General features: G+C 69.4%; 18 protein-coding genes and 1 pseudogene. 12 read left to right on the forward strand and 7 right to left on the reverse strand.

Annotated features, from left to right (window positions below; translation table 11 throughout):
• The first annotated feature begins 216 nt into the window (after positions 1–216).
• Positions 217–873, forward strand: coding sequence for a Crp/Fnr family transcriptional regulator (locus MNO14_RS09345; protein WP_241943491.1), 657 nt, complete (start codon positions 217–219; stop codon positions 871–873).
• A 70-nt stretch (positions 874–943) separates the two neighbouring features.
• Positions 944–1,231, forward strand: coding sequence for a DUF3247 family protein (locus tag MNO14_RS09350; protein WP_241943492.1), 288 nt, complete (start codon positions 944–946; stop codon positions 1,229–1,231).
• Positions 1,232–1,256: 25 nt separating this feature from the next.
• Here the strand turns inward: MNO14_RS09350 and MNO14_RS09355 are convergent, their stop codons facing one another.
• Positions 1,257–1,862 carry a hypothetical protein gene (locus tag MNO14_RS09355; RefSeq protein WP_241943493.1) on the reverse strand — a complete coding sequence of 202 codons (606 nt, stop codon included), beginning with the start codon at positions 1,860–1,862 and terminating at the stop codon, positions 1,257–1,259.
• 167 nt (positions 1,863–2,029) lie between these two features.
• Between MNO14_RS09355 and MNO14_RS09360 the strand changes: the two genes are divergently transcribed.
• The gene (locus MNO14_RS09360) at positions 2,030–2,446 is read left to right on the forward strand and encodes an MliC family protein (RefSeq protein WP_241943494.1); all 417 of its coding nucleotides are present in this window, start codon (positions 2,030–2,032) and stop codon (positions 2,444–2,446) included.
• A gap of 229 nt (positions 2,447–2,675) precedes the next feature.
• Entirely contained in the window at positions 2,676–2,972 is a 297-nt protein-coding gene (locus MNO14_RS09365; RefSeq protein ID WP_241943495.1) for an MliC family protein, read from the forward strand.
• Positions 2,973–3,065: 93 nt separating this feature from the next.
• Here the strand turns inward: MNO14_RS09365 and MNO14_RS09370 are convergent, their stop codons facing one another.
• From MNO14_RS09370 to MNO14_RS09385, 4 genes are all read right to left on the reverse strand, one after another.
• Positions 3,066–4,448: an amidohydrolase family protein gene (locus MNO14_RS09370; protein ID WP_241943496.1), complete on the reverse strand. Its 1,383-nt coding sequence runs from the start codon at positions 4,446–4,448 to the stop codon at positions 3,066–3,068.
• The gene (locus MNO14_RS09375) at positions 4,445–4,690 is read right to left on the reverse strand and encodes a DUF2789 domain-containing protein (protein WP_241946312.1); all 246 of its coding nucleotides are present in this window, start codon (positions 4,688–4,690) and stop codon (positions 4,445–4,447) included. Before MNO14_RS09375 ends, MNO14_RS09370 begins: the two co-directional genes overlap by 4 nt.
• 321 nt (positions 4,691–5,011) lie before the next feature.
• Positions 5,012–5,188 (reverse strand): DUF1328 domain-containing protein, encoded by a 177-nt coding sequence (locus MNO14_RS09380; protein ID WP_241943497.1) that lies wholly within the window; start codon positions 5,186–5,188, stop codon positions 5,012–5,014.
• 105 nt (positions 5,189–5,293) lie between these two features.
• Entirely contained in the window at positions 5,294–5,938 is a 645-nt protein-coding gene (locus MNO14_RS09385) for a DUF998 domain-containing protein (protein ID WP_241943498.1), read from the reverse strand.
• Between the two features lie 162 nt (positions 5,939–6,100).
• Here MNO14_RS09385 and MNO14_RS09390 point away from each other — a divergent pair, with 162 nt between their 5' ends.
• The 8 genes from MNO14_RS09390 (at position 6,101) to MNO14_RS09425 (ending at position 11,100) form a co-directional block, all read left to right on the forward strand.
• Complete coding sequence (locus MNO14_RS09390; protein WP_241943499.1) at positions 6,101–6,331, forward strand: hypothetical protein; 231 nt, start codon at positions 6,101–6,103, stop codon at positions 6,329–6,331.
• Between the two features lie 62 nt (positions 6,332–6,393).
• A complete protein-coding gene (locus tag MNO14_RS09395; RefSeq protein WP_241943500.1) occupies positions 6,394–6,708 on the forward strand; it encodes a hypothetical protein in 315 nt (104 codons plus the stop codon).
• A 219-nt stretch (positions 6,709–6,927) separates the two neighbouring features.
• Complete coding sequence (locus MNO14_RS09400; RefSeq protein ID WP_241943501.1) at positions 6,928–7,233, forward strand: YkgJ family cysteine cluster protein; 306 nt, start codon at positions 6,928–6,930, stop codon at positions 7,231–7,233.
• 12 nt (positions 7,234–7,245) lie between these two features.
• Positions 7,246–7,512: a hypothetical protein gene (locus MNO14_RS09405; RefSeq protein WP_241943502.1), complete on the forward strand. Its 267-nt coding sequence runs from the start codon at positions 7,246–7,248 to the stop codon at positions 7,510–7,512.
• A 64-nt stretch (positions 7,513–7,576) separates the two neighbouring features.
• On the forward strand, positions 7,577–8,377 hold the full coding sequence (locus tag MNO14_RS09410) for an SDR family oxidoreductase (protein WP_241943503.1): 801 nt from the start codon (positions 7,577–7,579) through the stop codon (positions 8,375–8,377).
• A gap of 123 nt (positions 8,378–8,500) precedes the next feature.
• Positions 8,501–8,866, forward strand: coding sequence for a glycine zipper 2TM domain-containing protein (locus MNO14_RS09415; RefSeq protein ID WP_241943504.1), 366 nt, complete (start codon positions 8,501–8,503; stop codon positions 8,864–8,866).
• A gap of 171 nt (positions 8,867–9,037) precedes the next feature.
• Complete coding sequence (locus tag MNO14_RS09420; RefSeq protein WP_241943505.1) at positions 9,038–9,640, forward strand: nitroreductase family protein; 603 nt, start codon at positions 9,038–9,040, stop codon at positions 9,638–9,640.
• 155 nt (positions 9,641–9,795) lie between these two features.
• Entirely contained in the window at positions 9,796–11,100 is a 1,305-nt protein-coding gene (locus tag MNO14_RS09425; protein WP_241943506.1) for a TIGR00366 family protein, read from the forward strand.
• Between the two features lie 89 nt (positions 11,101–11,189).
• Here MNO14_RS09425 and MNO14_RS09430 read toward each other — a convergent pair whose 3' ends face one another.
• Positions 11,190–13,313 (reverse strand): M13-type metalloendopeptidase, encoded by a 2,124-nt coding sequence (locus MNO14_RS09430; RefSeq protein WP_241943507.1) that lies wholly within the window; start codon positions 13,311–13,313, stop codon positions 11,190–11,192.
• A gap of 116 nt (positions 13,314–13,429) precedes the next feature.
• Positions 13,430–14,248: pseudogene (locus MNO14_RS09435) on the reverse strand (D-hexose-6-phosphate mutarotase); the annotation flags it as partial.
• Between the last annotated feature and the right edge of the window lie 129 nt (positions 14,249–14,377).

Here is a 14,377-nt window from a genome sequence, read left to right on the forward strand (position 1 = left end):
CCACGAGCCTGCGACGGCACGTTCCGATGGTCTGTGCGATACCGAACGTATTCATCTGACGTATGCGCGGTTTCGCACATACGACACCCCATTCAGCAACGAGAATCCATCGTTGACTGAACGTTTCGGATCCAAGTGCACCGCATGAACAGGAATGCGCCCTGGGCGCCCCTCAATGGACTGCTTCAGGACCTCCCGCCGGAGGTCTGCGATCGGATGGGCAAGGATTTGCAGTTGGTCGAACTGCCGGTGGGCAAGGTCCTGCATGAGGCCGGGGCGAACCGCTCCACGCTGTATTTCCCGCGCGAGGGCATCGTCTCGATCCTGTATGCACTGGAGAACGGCGACACCAGCGAAGTGGCGATGATCGGCAACGAGGGCGTCGTCGGTGCCGGCTTGCTGGCCGGCTCGCGCAGCGTGCCGCTGCGCGCTGTGGTCCAGGTCGGTGGCGAGGCACTCGCGCTTCGCGCCGAGCTCGCGCAACGCGAGTTCCAGCTCGGCGGCGCGTTCCAGGCCATCGTGCTGCGCTACATGCAGGCGCTGCTGACGCAGACGGCGATGACCGGGGTCTGCAATCGCCACCACACGGTGGACCGGCAGCTGTCTCGCTGGCTGTTGCTGGTCAACGACCGTATCGGCACGACCGAGATCAAGATGACGCAGGAGCAGATTGCACACCTGCTGGGCGTGCGCCGCGAGGGCGTGACCGAGGCCGCGCGCCGGCTGCAGGAGGAAGGGTGCATCCGCTATAGCCGCGGGCTGATCCAGGTCCTCGAACCGGCCTCGCTGCTCGACCGCGCCTGCGAGTGTTACGAGGTCATCCGTAGCGAGTACGACCGCCTGTTGCGCGAACCGCTGGAGTCCGAACGTTGAGGCTGGCCGTCCTCACCCGACCTTGGCCCGGCACTGCGCCATCATGCGGCCTCCCGACCGGAGGTTTTCAATGAGCCAGACGCCGCCGCGCATCCACGTCGCGCGCACCGAGATCGAGGCGCTCGAACGCAACATCGGCCTGCTCAATGACGAGGCCATCGTTCAGGTCATCCTCACCGACGGCACGCAGGTCGAAGGCGTGGTGTCGGCGCGCCCGACCTTGGAAACGTTCCGCACCGCCGCCGGCGACGAAGGCCACAACGCGCGGTTGCGGCTCGACGACCTGGAAGACCCGGCGGTGCCGCACTACGTCTGGGTCGGCGACATCGTCGCGATCGAACAGATCGGCAGCGCCTGATCCATCGGGTACGGGGCCCGCACGCTCAGCGAGCGTGGGGACCGGCGCTTGCGCCGCGTGAGGCCATCGAGTCGACGCTATTCGCACCACCAGCTCGCGCCGACACGGGCCGCCGCCGTCGTTCAGCATCTGCCGGCAGTGACCTTGCCGCAACGTCGGACGGCCGCGGCGGCGGCATCGATGCGGGCCTTGCACACCCGTGATGCGGCCCGTCGCCGTCGAGCGTCAACAACGCCGTCAGCGGAAACCGCGCGCCGGACATGTCGTCCTCGCAGCGCATGCGGCGGACGATGAGCACCACATCGCCCGCCTGATCGCGGGCCGCGATGCGCCGCCCATCCGCCGTCATCGACGACGATGCGTTCGCGAATCGGCGTGCCGGCCCATCGACTCCAGTGACCAGGACCGTGTCGCCCTCGATCCGGGCTTGCCAGAACGGCTCATTGGTCGATACGACGACATCGCCATCGAGGGCCGCGCCGTCGACCGTTACGGGCTCGCCACGCTCGCCGCCGCCGTCTGCCGCGACAGACGCGCCGGGACGCGCGGCAGTTTCGCCGCTCGGCTGGCAGGCGGCCAGCGAGACCGCGCCCAGCGCGAGGGAACAGACGAAGATTCGATGGATGCGCATGGCAGGCCTCGTGGGAATGGCCGCACGATGGTGCCCACCGGACTGTTCGCATCCGGTTACGGCGCCATTGACGCCTGCGCACTCGGCATTGACGCACGCCGGTCCACGATGGTGGCACGTCACGCCGGCCACGCCCGGCGGCTTTCGATCACGAACGAGGACTTGCCATGCGCCATGCCGCCCTGCCCGCCGCCTTGATCGGATTGGCGCTTGCCGCCTGTTCCAACGAGCGCGAGACATCCGCCCCGCCCGCATCGCCGCCCCCCGCCCCTGCGACGATGGAGGCACCGCCGCCCACCGGCTCGCTCGCCGCCCGCGAAGCGGAGAGTGCGCCACCATCGACGGTTCGCTATCGCTGCGGCGACCACACCTACACCGTCGCCTACGAGGATGACGGCGACACCGCGCTGATGCAGGTGGACGGCCGCACTCTGAGCTTGCGTACGACGCCGGCCGCGAGTGGTGCCCGCTACGCAGACGACGCGGGCAATGTGCTGTGGACCAAGGGGTCGGACGAGGCCGACATCACCGTCGACGGTGCACCGGCGCAGGCGTGCAGGACATCGGTGGAGGACGCTGGCTGATGCGGCACCCACGCTGTCTTCACACCCCACGCGCGGGGGACGGGTAGCCTGCGACACGCGCCTCCCCCCATGTCCGTCCCAGGTGTCCACACGCAAGGAGACGATCATGCGCCACGCCCCACCCCTGCTCATCGCAGTCCTGGGTTTCGCTTTCGCTGGCTGCTCGCCTGCCCAGGCGCCGGCCGACGACACCGTGCCGCCGCCTTCCCCTAATGCGGCGTCCGGGGCAATGACGCCGCCCGCCCCCGAAACCCCGTCCACTGACGCTGCACCCATCGCGCGCGTGGTGCATTACGACTGCGAAGGCACGCCGGTCGATGCGACCTTCGATGGTCGCGGTCAGGCCAGCATGGCCATCGACGGCGGCCATGTGGTGCTGCGTACCGCGAGCGACCCGGCAATGCAAGGCGCCCGTTACGCGGACGACCAGGGCACTGTGCTGTGGACCCGGGGCGCACACGACGCCATCCTGCTGCGCAACGGCCAGCCGGATCGCGTGTGCACCGGGACACCCGGCGCGTCCTGATCCTGACGGCTTGTGGGCTCGACGACGGGTTCACACACCACACCCCATGCGCCCCATCGCCCCGCACACGGCTTGCGTGCGGGGCGACCGCGCTCAATCTCGCTCGGCGTTGCGTGCGGCGATCGCGTCCAGCGCGGCCTGCAGCTGCGCGCGCGGCCACCACTGACCGCGCGCCATCACCCCGACCGGATCACGCGCGTGCGCCAGGTCTTCGCGCGGATCGCCGTCTAGCAGCAGCAGATCGGCACGTCGCCCCACCGCGATGGTGCCGAAGGCCTCTGGTGTGCCGAGCGCGCGCGCCGGATTGCGGGTGCCGGTGACCAGGACCTCGTAGGGCGTCAGGCCCGTGGCCTGCATCATGGTCATCTCGCGATGGAGCGAAAAGCCCGGCACGTTGAAGAATTGCGGCGCATCCGAGCCCAGCGCGATCGGCGCCCCACCGTCGTGCAGCGCCTTGAGCAGTTGCCGACGCAAAGCCACCAGTCGCGCGGCCGCCTCTGGTTGGAAGTCGGGGCGCTGGGCGTACTCGCGCTTGGCGCGCAGCCAGCGCGCGCGTTCGGTGGCAGGCATGTAGCGCATCTCCGGCCACGCGATCATGCGCTCGGGCGCCTCGGTCGAGGCCATGTGCTCAACCAGGCTCAGCGTCGGCACATTCCAGGTGCCGGCCGCAACCGTGCGGCGGACCGCCTCGTCGATGCGCGCCGGATCCACGCGGTCGATCCAGGCGCTGCCGAACCAGCCGGCCTGCGCATCGGCGATCGGCGCGCTGGGCACCAGGAACTCGACGTAGCGGTCGAGGTGATCGATCGACGCCTGGCCGGCCTCGAGTGCGGCCACCAGGCCGACCCCGGATGGGATATGCCCGGCGAACGGCAGGCCGAGCGCATCGGACGTACGCGCCATCGCCGGATAGGCGTCGGCGGGAATGCTGCCGAGCTTGATCAGTTGCGCGCCCGCAGCGTGGTGAGCACGCACCTCGGCCTCGACCGCGGCGATGTCCTCACCGCGTAGCCAGGGGCTGGCAACCACGAGCGTCGGTCCGGGCACCTCGCCCGCTTCGATCCGCGTGCGCAACGCCGGATGCGACGGATCCCCGGACATGTTGCGCACCAGGGTCACGCCATTGGCCAGATACAGCAGCAACGTGTCCTCGACCGCTTGCGGCCGATCCGCGCCGGGCACATGGCCATGCATCTCTGCCAGGCCCGGCATCAGCACCCGGCCGGTACCGTCGATGCGCTCGGCATCGGCCGGCACGTGCACCTGCGCCGACGGCGCAACCTCGACGATCTGGCCGTCGCGCACGACGACCGTGTGGTCCTCGAGCCGGCGATCGCGATCCATCGGCAGCACATCCACGCCGACGAAGGCGACCGTGCGCGCCGCGATGGGGGTGGACTCGACGGCCTGCGCGGCGCACGCAGCGAACGCGGTCGCCAACAACAGCGTCGGCAACCTCCGGCCGCGCCGGCTCATGGGTCCGGCGTCGCATGCATCGCGACATTGAGTTGGTCGATGACGATGATCCAGTCCGCATCCTCGAGCCGCTCCTCACGCAGCAACTGCGCCTGGGCGGGCGTCCAGAACGGCGCCTCCTCCAGTCGCACGGCGTCGGGCAACGGGGCATGGCGGGCAATGAAGGCGCGGATCGACGCTTCGTCATCAGGCAGCCCGAGCTGGGCGAAGAGTTCGGAGAACGGGTGCACGGTCGGGTCCACGGACATCCTCGGTCGGGCAAGCGGTGCACCTACCCTAGCGGCACCGGCGTCAACGTGACTTGAGTTCTAGCGAGCTTCGCTTGATTCGAAGTCTGGCTGCAGGCGTCCGCAGCGGCGGACTGACGGCCGGTAGCCGCGTCAAGCGCACCATGGATGGCGCGCGCCCGAGTCAAGACAGGATGCCTTGACCGAGGGGAAAGCGGCTTCCGGCTGGCAGGCCGCTGCCCATCCGAAGTGGAGTTCCCCTTCCCGCACTTAGGAGAAGAACCAAAAAAAACCGCCGGCAAGCCGGCGGTCATGGCACTGCGATCGACAGGGTCGTCAACTCGTCACTTTCTTGGCGACCGTCAGGCCGAGCACGAACAGCACGATGGCGATGATGATCGCTGCCCAGAACAGGAACTTGGCAATGCCCATCGAGGCACCGGCGACACCGCTGAACCCGAGGGCACCGGCGATTAGGCCGATGACGGCGAAAATAATGGCCCACTTGATCATGTCGTTCTCCATACGTCGGTAGTTGCACGACGTGGCATTCGTCGCGTCGGCGGACCGCAGTCTGTGACCGGGGCGGTGCGGCTGGCGTGAACGCGCCCCGCTGCCCTACGGTCGCGCCGTCCGGCGCCACAAGGCCATCGAGACCGCGGTCAGCCAGCCCAGGATCGACACCACCACGGTCTTCTGCGCCAACCCGCGCGGTGCGTCGCGCCAGAGCGCCAGCACCCAGATCGATGCGAAGCACAATAATGCCCACGGCAGCGCCCAGCGCGCGGTCGCACGCCAGGCGGCGTCGCCGCGCAGGCGGAAGGCCTGCAGCACCATGCCGGCGGTCGCGAACAGGAACGCGCCCTGCGCCGAAACGCCATGGATCAGGCCTTCGAGCGTGCTGTCGATGCCGGGTAGGTCCATCCAGGCGTAGGCGGTCGTCGCCAACGACAGTCCACCGAGCGCGAACAGCAGCAGCGGCGCCGTACTGCGCGCGCCCTCGCTGCTCGCCTGCCACAGCCCCCAGCCCAATGCGGCCATCCCGATCGCGAGCGCGACATACGCCGCCTGCAGCAACGGCCCCCAGTCGCCGATCAGATACAGGCTCAGCTGGCTGTGCACCGGATCGAGGTCGGGGCGCAGGCCATGCAGCGCGCTGGCGCTCGCGCCGAACGTCGCCAGGCTCACCAACGCCACCCGCGCGCAGGTCCGGGCACGGCGCTGGTCGATGGGCGTGTCTATGACGGCAGCGGGCTGGGACATGACAGAACGATCGCGCGGCGGGCCGCCATTCTAGGCGCGCCCCATCGTCACGCCGCGCGACGCTATGCCGGGCACGATGGGTGCTTCTGTCCGGCCGACCCGACCCGATGGCCGCCCACGCGACGATCGCAACCGCCACGCTGCCGCAAAGAGGTCGATCTGGTGTTGGTCGGCAGCGATCCCGATGCGGCGCATCTGGTCCACGCGGCCATTGAGGACCACGCCGAGCGGCTGGCCGGGGTGATCCGCTGCTTCCTCGCGCAACCCGAATGTGCCGGCGTCAAGCGGATCATCATCGGCGGCGGCTTCCCCGGCAACCGCACTGGCGCGTTGTCGGTGCGCCGTGCCGCGCGTCTGCTCAAGCTCGCGCGCGCAGTGGCGGCATGCCAATGATGCGCCCGATCGCGAGACCGCGATGACCCGGACCGCGGCGGTGCTCAACGGCCTGATCGCGCATGCACGCACACGCGATCTGCGACTGGCCCCGTTCGTCGCGGTGGCGGCCGGGCGAGATCGCGCCCGATGGCGCCATCCTGCACGGCGCACACAATTTGCCCGGCGACTGGGAGGCAGTCGATTTTCGGGTCGACGACGCGTTGCAGGCACGCCTGGACCGAATCGGCGGCCGCACGCCGCTGGTGCGATTGCACAACGACGCCGTCGTGCAGGGCCTGAGCGAGCGTCCGCGCATGCGCGGTGTGCGCGGGTGGGGCGTGCTGACGATTGGCACCGGTATGGGCAACGCCAGTTACACGAACCGGCGTTCCTGAACCGACCGGCCCATCGCCGACGGCTCCACAGACGGGCGGTGTTATGCTAGGCGCCGGGCCCTCGCCCATCCGTGCGTCCCGTGCGACCGCCTCGGCCGCCGCCTCGCTTCCCCCACGTGTGACCGCCCGCTCCGGGCGACGCTCCCCAGGAAGCGTGATGAACCGCTGCGTCCCCACCCCATTCGCGTCTGCCCCGATCCGCCGCCCGGTCTTGGACCGATGACCGCGCCTGATATCGACTGCGCGCGCTGCGACGCGGTCTGCTGCCGGTTGACGGTGGTGCTGCAGAGCGACGACGACGTACCCGCCCGGTTCGTCGACGTCACCGAGGCCGGCCTGCAGGTCATGGCCCGCGACGAGGAAGGCTGGTGCGTGGCGATCGATCCTGCGCGGATGTGCTGTTCGATCTACGACACCCGGCCCCAGATCTGCCGACGCTTCGAGATGGCCGGCCCCTACTGCCGCTCGGTCCGCGACGACTACGAAGATCGCGGACGACGCGGCATCCCCCTGGCGATGTACTGAAAGGAGCGTTCGATGTCCCGTACCAAGAAGACAGCGGCCCCGGCCGCAACGGCCACCCCGACAACGGCGTCGAGCACCGGCCACCTGTTCGCCGGCCCGCGCAAGCCCGGTGACCGCGGCGCGAGCGTGACCAGCGACCGGATCGCAGCCGACCTGGCGCGCTTCCGCGCGGCGGGCGGTCGGATCGAGGTGCTGGGTGTCACCCGGACGCTGATGCGCGTCGACGCCGAGGCACCGAAGGTCGCCGCCAGCGCGCCGAAGAAGGCCCGCGGCGGCTGAGGCCTGCACCCGGCCGCGATGCCGGGCGTGCGACCCTGCGGCCGATCTCGCCATGGAGGCCGCCATGTCCCTGACCCCACCCGTGCTGCCGTTTGATGCGTCGCCGCTGCGCGATCGCGTGGTCGCGATCACCGGCGGCGCGCAAGGCATCGGCCGCGGGATCGCCCAGGCGGTGCTCGGTGCCGGCGGTCGCGTGGCGATCGGCGACCTGGATCGCGACGCCGGCGTTGCCTGCCTGGCCGAGTGGGATGTCGGCGATCGCGCCTGTTTCTTCCCGCTCGATGTCGCCCGCGAGGCGTCGGTGCGCGGTTTCTTCGCCAAGGCCATCACGCGCCTAGGCGGCCTCGACGGCCTGGTCAACAATGCCGGACCGGCCGATCCGCACGTCTCGGACCTGACACGTCTGCCGTTGTCGCAGTGGCGGCGATTCCTCGACGCCCACCTCACCGGCGCCTTTCTGTGCTGCAAGTCCGCGCTGCCCGCGCTGCGCGCGCGACAGGGCGCAATCGTGTCGATCGCCTCCAGCCGCGTGCTCCAGTCCGAAGCCCACACCGAACCCTATGCGGCCGCCAAAGGCGGGCTGGTGGCGTTGACCCACGCCTTGGCGATCAGCGAAGGGCCCCGCGTGCGCGTCAATGCGATCAGCCCCGGTTGGATCGCGACCGACGACTGGCAGCGTCCCGCGGCGCGCCGTCGCCCGAAGCTGTCCAGGCGTGACCACGCGCAACATCCGGTCGGTCGGGTCGGCACGCCGGAGGACATCGGGGCCCTCGCGGTGTATCTGCTCTCGCCCGCGTCGGGGTTCGTGACCGGGCAGCACGTCGTCATCGACGGCGGCATGGGCCGCAAGATGCAGTACGCCTGAGCAACGACGCGAGCATCACGCGACGTGCCGGCGGCTGAACCACGATGCGCAAAAGTGTCGGGTTTCATGTGCGGTTGCCCGGAGTGCTGCAAGCATCGCAGCATCACCCCCGTGGAGATCGTCATGAACACGTTGCGCACACTTGCCTGTCTCGGCCTGTTTTCGCTGGCTGCGGCCGGAACCGCCCACGCCCAGCACTACGGCCCGCAGGACGAAGGGCGCCGTTTCAACGACGGCAGCCGCGTGGTCTGCAAGGATGTCGAAGTCCAGCGCAACAGCTCCGACCCCAATCGCATCGGCGGCACGGCCGCAGGCGCGGTCATCGGTGGTCTGCTCGGCAACCAGATCGGCGGCGGCAACGGCCGCAAGCTCGCGACCGTGGGCGGTGCCGTGGCCGGTGGCGCGATCGGCCGCAACGTCCAGGGCAACCGTCAGGAGACCCGCGGCGACCGCATTGTCGAAACGCGCTGCGATCGCGTCTATCGCTGAGTTCCACCTCGTCGCGCACGCACGCCGGCATCCCGTTTGGGGTGCCGGCTTTTCTTTGCGCCTGAAACGATCCTTTCCGTCCCGCGCGCTACCGTAGCGCGCGGCTGACGCCACACTTTCCCGGTTGCCGCATCGCGGCCTGTCTCTCTCTCTCAACCAGGAAAGCCCAGCATGTCCAGCAATCCGTTCCTCGAAACTTCGCGACGTCGCCGCAGCCAGTACAGCCTCGGGCGCAACCTTCCGATCTCGCAGCAGGCGACCACCGACCTCATCCAGGAAGCGGTGCGCCTGAGCCCGTCGTCGTTCAACTCGCAGAGCTCGCGGGCGGTGATCCTGTTCGGCGATCAGAGCCAGACGTTCTGGGACATCGTCAAGGACGCACTGCGCGCGATCGTGCCGGCCGACGGCTTCGCCGCCACCGAAGCGAAGATCGACAGCTTCGCCGCCGGTGCGGGCACGGTGCTGTTCTACGAGGACCAGGACGTGGTCCGCAGCCTGCAGCAGCAGTTCCCGCTGTATGCGGACAACTTCCCGGTGTGGTCCGAACATGCGAGTGCGATGGCGCAGTTCTCGGTCTGGACCGCGCTCGCCAATGCCGGCATCGGCGCCAGCCTGCAGCATTACAACCCGCTGCCCGATGCCGCAGTGGCTGCGCAGTGGTCGCTGCCGGCAAGCTGGACCTTGCGCGCGCAGATGCCGTTCGGCTCGAACGAAGCGCCGTTCGGCGACAAGGACCACATCGACGACGCCGTGCGGTTCCGCGTGCACGGCTGAGTCGCCACGCCGCGGCGCCGTCCGACGGCGCCGCGCCGGGCGCGCGCGATCGCCGCGGTGATCGCAACGCGGCGGGTATCGACCATCGTCCCAAGGCGTCGCATCGCCCATCCGGGGTATCTTCGACGGCTTTTCCGTGTTCCGGAGCCGCCCGCATGTTCCAGCGCGCCACGCGCCTGTCCGTTCGCCTGGTCGAACGCTACCTGCCCGACGCCTACGTCTTCGTACTGATCTTCACCGCGATCGCCGCCGCGGCTGCGCTCGCGATCGAACGCACGCCGCCCCTGGAGCTCGTGCGCCATTGGGGCAACGGCTTCTGGGAACTGCTGGGGTTCTCGATGCAGATGCTGCTGGTGCTGGTCACCGGCTTCATCCTCGCCCGGACGCCGCCGGTCGCGCGGCTACTCACCGCGCTGGCCTCGCGCTGCCGCACGCCGCGCAATGCGATCGTCGTGGTCACGTTGGTCGCGCTGGTCGCCAACTGGATCAACTGGGGCTTCGGACTGGTCATCGGTGCGCTGTTCGCGCGCGAGGTCGCCCGCCATGTGCGCGTGGACTATCGCCTGCTGGTCGCCAGTGCCTACTCTGGCTTCCTGGTCTGGCATGGGGGGCTGTCGGGGTCGATCCCGTTGACGATCGCGACCGAGGGCCACTTCCTGCAGGAGACGATGGGGCTGATCCCGACCAGCGAGACCATCTTCGCCCCGTTCAACCTGATGATCGTCGCGCTGCTGGCGATCGCGGTGCCGTTGATCAATCGCGCGATGACGCCCGACGACGACGAGGCGGTGCTCTTCTCGCCGCCCGACGACCCGGCGCCGCCGACGCTCGCGCACGACGCCACGCCGGCGGTGCGGCTCGAGCATGGCTGGATTCTGTCGCTGGCAATCGGCGCGTCCGGCCTGGTCTATCTGGTCGACCATTTCGCCACCGGCGGCGGTCTCAATCTCAACATCGTCAACTACGGCTTTCTGATGCTGGGCATCGTGCTGCATCGCACGCCTGCCCGATTGCTCGCCGCGCTGCAGGAGGCGATCAAAGGCGGTGCCGGCATTGTGGTGCAGTTCCCGTTCTACGCCGGCATCATGGCGATCCTGGTCGGCTCGGGACTGGCGACCACGTTGTCGGAGTGGTTCGTCTCGTTCGCGAGCGCGTCGACGCTGCCACTGTGGACGTTCCTGTCGGCCGGTCTGATCAATATGTTCGTGCCATCCGGCGGCGGCCAGTGGGCGGTGCAGGCGCCGGTGATGGTGCCCGCTGCGCAGGCGCTGGACGCCGACCTTGCGCGCGTGGCGATGGCGGTCGCCTGGGGCGATGCGTGGACCAGCATGCTGCAGCCATTCTTCGCGTTGCCGCTGCTGGCGATCGCGGGGCTGAAGATCAAGGACATCATGGGTTACTGCCTGATGCTGCTGTTCGCATCGGGCGTGATCATCGGCGCGGTGCTGCTGCTCGCCTGACGTCGGCGCCCCGCAGCAGGCCGGAACGGACACGACAAAGCCGCCGGGGATCGCCCGACGGCTTTGGGTCCGTCATCGTTGGTGAGCGGTCACCAGATTCGCACACGGTCCTCGGGCGCGATCCACAGCGCATCGCCCTCGCGCACGTCGAACGCGTCGTACCACGCATCGACATTGCGCAGCGGCGCGAACGCACGGATGTGGCCCGGCGAATGGGTGCCGTTGACCAGCTGCTGGCGCAGCGCATCGTCGCGCCACAGCGTGCGCCACACCTGCGCCCAGCCCATGAACAGCCGCTGCTCGCCGCTGAAGCCGTCGATCTGCGGCGCAGGGTTGCCGTCCAGCGAACGGCGGTAGGCCTCCAGCGCGATCGTGATGCCACCCAGGTCACCGATGTTTTCGCCCATCGCGACCTTGCCGTTGATATGCATGCCCGGCAGCTGCGGGAACGTATAGGCCTCGTACTGCGCGCCGAGCTTGGCCGCCTGCGCCTCGAACTTCGCCGCGTCCTCGGCCGTCCACCAGTCGCGCAGCACGCCCTCGCCGTCGGACTTGCGGCCCTGGTCGTCGAAGCCGTGGATGATTTCGTGGCCGATCACGCCGCCGATCGCGCCGTAGTTGACCGCCGGGTCGGCGTCGGGATCGAAGAACGGCGGCTGCAGGATCGCGGCCGGGAACACGATCTCGTTCTTGACCGAGTTGTAGTAGGCGTTGACCGTCTGCGGGGTCATGCCCCACTCGCCCTTGTCGACCTCCTTACCCAGACGGTTGCGGCGGTAGTCCCATTCGAACGCCATCGAGCGCTCGGCGTTGCCGAACACGTCGCCGGGCTCGACCACCAGGCCGCTGTAGTCGCGCCACTGGTCCGGGTGACCGATCTTCAGGCCGAACCCATCGAGCTTCCTGCGCGCCTCGGCCTTGGTCGCCGGGCCCATCCAGTCGAGCTGCTCGAGCCGCGCGCCCATCGCCACCTTCACGTTGGCGACCAGCGCGTCCATCTTGGCCTTGGCATCGGCCGGGAAGTACAGCGCGACGTAGTCGCGGCCGATCGCCTCGCCCATTGTGCTCTCGGCGAACGCCACGCCGCGCTTCCAGCGCTCCTGCTCCTCGGGCTGGCCGGACAGGAACTTGTTGCGGAACTCGAAGCGCGCATCGGAGAACGGCTTGGACAGCAGCGGCGCAGCGTTGTCGATGGTGTGGAACGCCTGCCAGGCCTGCAGCGTGGCGACGTCGGTCTGGCCGAAGATCGCGGCCAGTTTCGGAATCGCGGTGCTCTGGCGCACGACCGCGCGCGGTGCCTGCGGCACGCCGGCCGCGGCGAAGTACGTGGCCCAAGGGAAGCCCGGCGCGGTGGTCGCGAACGCCGACAGTTCGACCGGGTTGTAGGTCTTGTCGCGGTCGCGGCTCTCGGCGCGGGTCCAGTGCGCCTCGGCGATCTTGGTCTCCAGCGCGAGGATCGCTTCGGCATTCTGCTGCGGGTTCGCCCAGCCGCCCAGTTCGAGCATCTGCGCGATATAGGCCTGGTAGCGCTCGCGCTGCGGCGCGAAGGTCTCGCGCAGATACATCTCGCGATCGCCCAGACCCAGGCCCGACTGGCTCATGTACAGCGTGTAGCGGTCGGGGTCGCGCTGGTCGTCGGACACGCCCAGGCCGAAGAAGCTGCGACCGAAGTCGCCCTGGCTCTGGCCCATCAGCCGGGCCAGCGCGTCCTTGTCGCCGGCCGCGCGGATCGCGGCGAGCTTGGGCGCGAGCGGCTGGGCGCCCAGCGCGTCGATCGCGGCCTGGTCCATGAAGCCGGCATAGAGGGTGGCGACCTTGGCGCGGTCGGGATGCGCGGTGTCGGCCACGTCATAGCCCTCCACCAGCTGACGCACGCGCGCCTCCGACAGATCGCGCAGCACCAGGAATGCGCCGTAGCTCGACTTGTCGGACGGGATCTGCGTGGTCTTGGCCCAGTTGCCGCTCACGTAGCCGAAGAAGTCCTCACCCGGCCGCACCGAGGTGTCCATGCCGGCGGTGTCGATGCCCCAACTGCCCATGCGCTGCGCGGCGACGGGATCGCCCGAGGTGGAGGCGCCACCGGCGCCGGGCTCACTCGCAAACAAGGCCTGCAGCGTGCAGGTCTCCTCGAGACAGCGGTGATCGTGGGCAGCGGCGGTGGCCGCCATCGTCATCGCCACGGCGGTCGCCGCGGACAGCAGGGTCTTCTTCAAGCGCGATCTCCATCGAAACACGGTCGGAAAGCCGTCAACGGCGACTGCCTGGCGGCCAACTGCCAAGCATACCGGGCACGCTGCGGCCGCGCCCCGGCCATTGGTCACCCGCGTGCTCAGCCGCCAGCGAGCACGCGCACGGTCTGGGTCAGCCGATGCGTGGAACCGGGCGCCAGCGCGACGACATCCGGCCCGGCATTGGCCGCCTCCAGGCACAGAAAGCCGCGCCAGGCCTGACCGATGTCGTCCATGCGCGCGGCGGCCGTCGCGCCCGGATTCCAGACCACCAGCGACCGGCTGCCGGCGACGTCGAGCGCGATCCGGCGGCCCAGGCCTGGATCGTCGAGAACGTACCGCCCGGGCGCATCGGTGTAGATGTAGTCGCTGCGACCGGGGTCGCGTGGGTCGTCGAGCGTCCAGTCCCCGGCCTGCGCATGCGCGGCGTAGCCGTCGTTCTTGTCGAGATAGGTCAGTCCGTCGAGACCGCGGACGCGGACCTGGGCGACGTCGGAGACACGGAAGTAGGTATGCAGCGCCTGGGTGATCGCGACCGGACGCGCGCCGGTGTTGATGGTCGTCAGCGTCTGTTCCAGCGCCTGGCCGATGCGCAGCGTCATCCGCAGCTGCAGGCCCAGCTCCGGGAAATCCGGCGGTGCCAGTTCGATGGCGACACTGCCGTCGTCGGCACGCGAGGCCGCGAGCACGTGCCAGCGCACCGTGCGCACGAAGCCGTGCGCCGGCACTTCGCCGGTCTGCCCCTGCCGGCCAAAGTACGGCCACACCACCGGCGTGCCGCCGCGGATCGCGTCCGGTGGCCGCTTGAGCGACGGCGAGAGCCACAACGCATCGTCCTGGCCGGCCGGCACATAGGACAGCAGATGTCCGCCGTGCAGCGCGATCGCAGCCGTCGCCAACGGGGTCTCCACCACCAGCGCCTCGATGCCGGCATGACGTCCCAGCCGCAGGCCTTCGACATCGGGCAATGCGGGCGGCGCGATCGCTGTCGCCGCAGCGGCGAGAGCGGCCCGGTAGCCGCTGGGCACGGCGAACGCGGTCTCGGAGAT

The sequence above is a fragment of the Luteimonas sp. S4-F44 genome (assembly GCF_022637415.1).
Classification (GTDB): domain Bacteria; phylum Pseudomonadota; class Gammaproteobacteria; order Xanthomonadales; family Xanthomonadaceae; genus Luteimonas.

Coding starts and splice junctions, on each gene's coding strand:
- MNO14_RS09425 (WP_241943506.1), top strand. CDS start 9,796: ATGTTCCAGCGCGCCACGCGCCTGTCCGTTCGCCTGGTCGAACGCTAC.
- MNO14_RS09355 (WP_241943493.1), bottom strand. CDS start 1,862: ATGCGCATCCATCGAATCTTCGTCTGTTCCCTCGCGCTGGGCGCGGTC.
- MNO14_RS09405 (WP_241943502.1), top strand. CDS start 7,246: ATGTCCCGTACCAAGAAGACAGCGGCCCCGGCCGCAACGGCCACCCCG.
- MNO14_RS09380 (WP_241943497.1), bottom strand. CDS start 5,188: ATGATCAAGTGGGCCATTATTTTCGCCGTCATCGGCCTAATCGCCGGT.
- MNO14_RS09410 (WP_241943503.1), top strand. CDS start 7,577: ATGTCCCTGACCCCACCCGTGCTGCCGTTTGATGCGTCGCCGCTGCGC.
- MNO14_RS09365 (WP_241943495.1), top strand. CDS start 2,676: ATGACGCCGCCCGCCCCCGAAACCCCGTCCACTGACGCTGCACCCATC.
- MNO14_RS09400 (WP_241943501.1), top strand. CDS start 6,928: ATGACCGCGCCTGATATCGACTGCGCGCGCTGCGACGCGGTCTGCTGC.
- MNO14_RS09395 (WP_241943500.1), top strand. CDS start 6,394: ATGCACGCACACGCGATCTGCGACTGGCCCCGTTCGTCGCGGTGGCGG.
- MNO14_RS09345 (WP_241943491.1), top strand. CDS start 217: ATGGGCAAGGATTTGCAGTTGGTCGAACTGCCGGTGGGCAAGGTCCTG.
- MNO14_RS09360 (WP_241943494.1), top strand. CDS start 2,030: ATGCGCCATGCCGCCCTGCCCGCCGCCTTGATCGGATTGGCGCTTGCC.
- MNO14_RS09420 (WP_241943505.1), top strand. CDS start 9,038: ATGTCCAGCAATCCGTTCCTCGAAACTTCGCGACGTCGCCGCAGCCAG.
- MNO14_RS09350 (WP_241943492.1), top strand. CDS start 944: ATGAGCCAGACGCCGCCGCGCATCCACGTCGCGCGCACCGAGATCGAG.
- MNO14_RS09370 (WP_241943496.1), bottom strand. CDS start 4,448: ATGAGCCGGCGCGGCCGGAGGTTGCCGACGCTGTTGTTGGCGACCGCG.
- MNO14_RS09385 (WP_241943498.1), bottom strand. CDS start 5,938: ATGTCCCAGCCCGCTGCCGTCATAGACACGCCCATCGACCAGCGCCGT.
- MNO14_RS09415 (WP_241943504.1), top strand. CDS start 8,501: ATGAACACGTTGCGCACACTTGCCTGTCTCGGCCTGTTTTCGCTGGCT.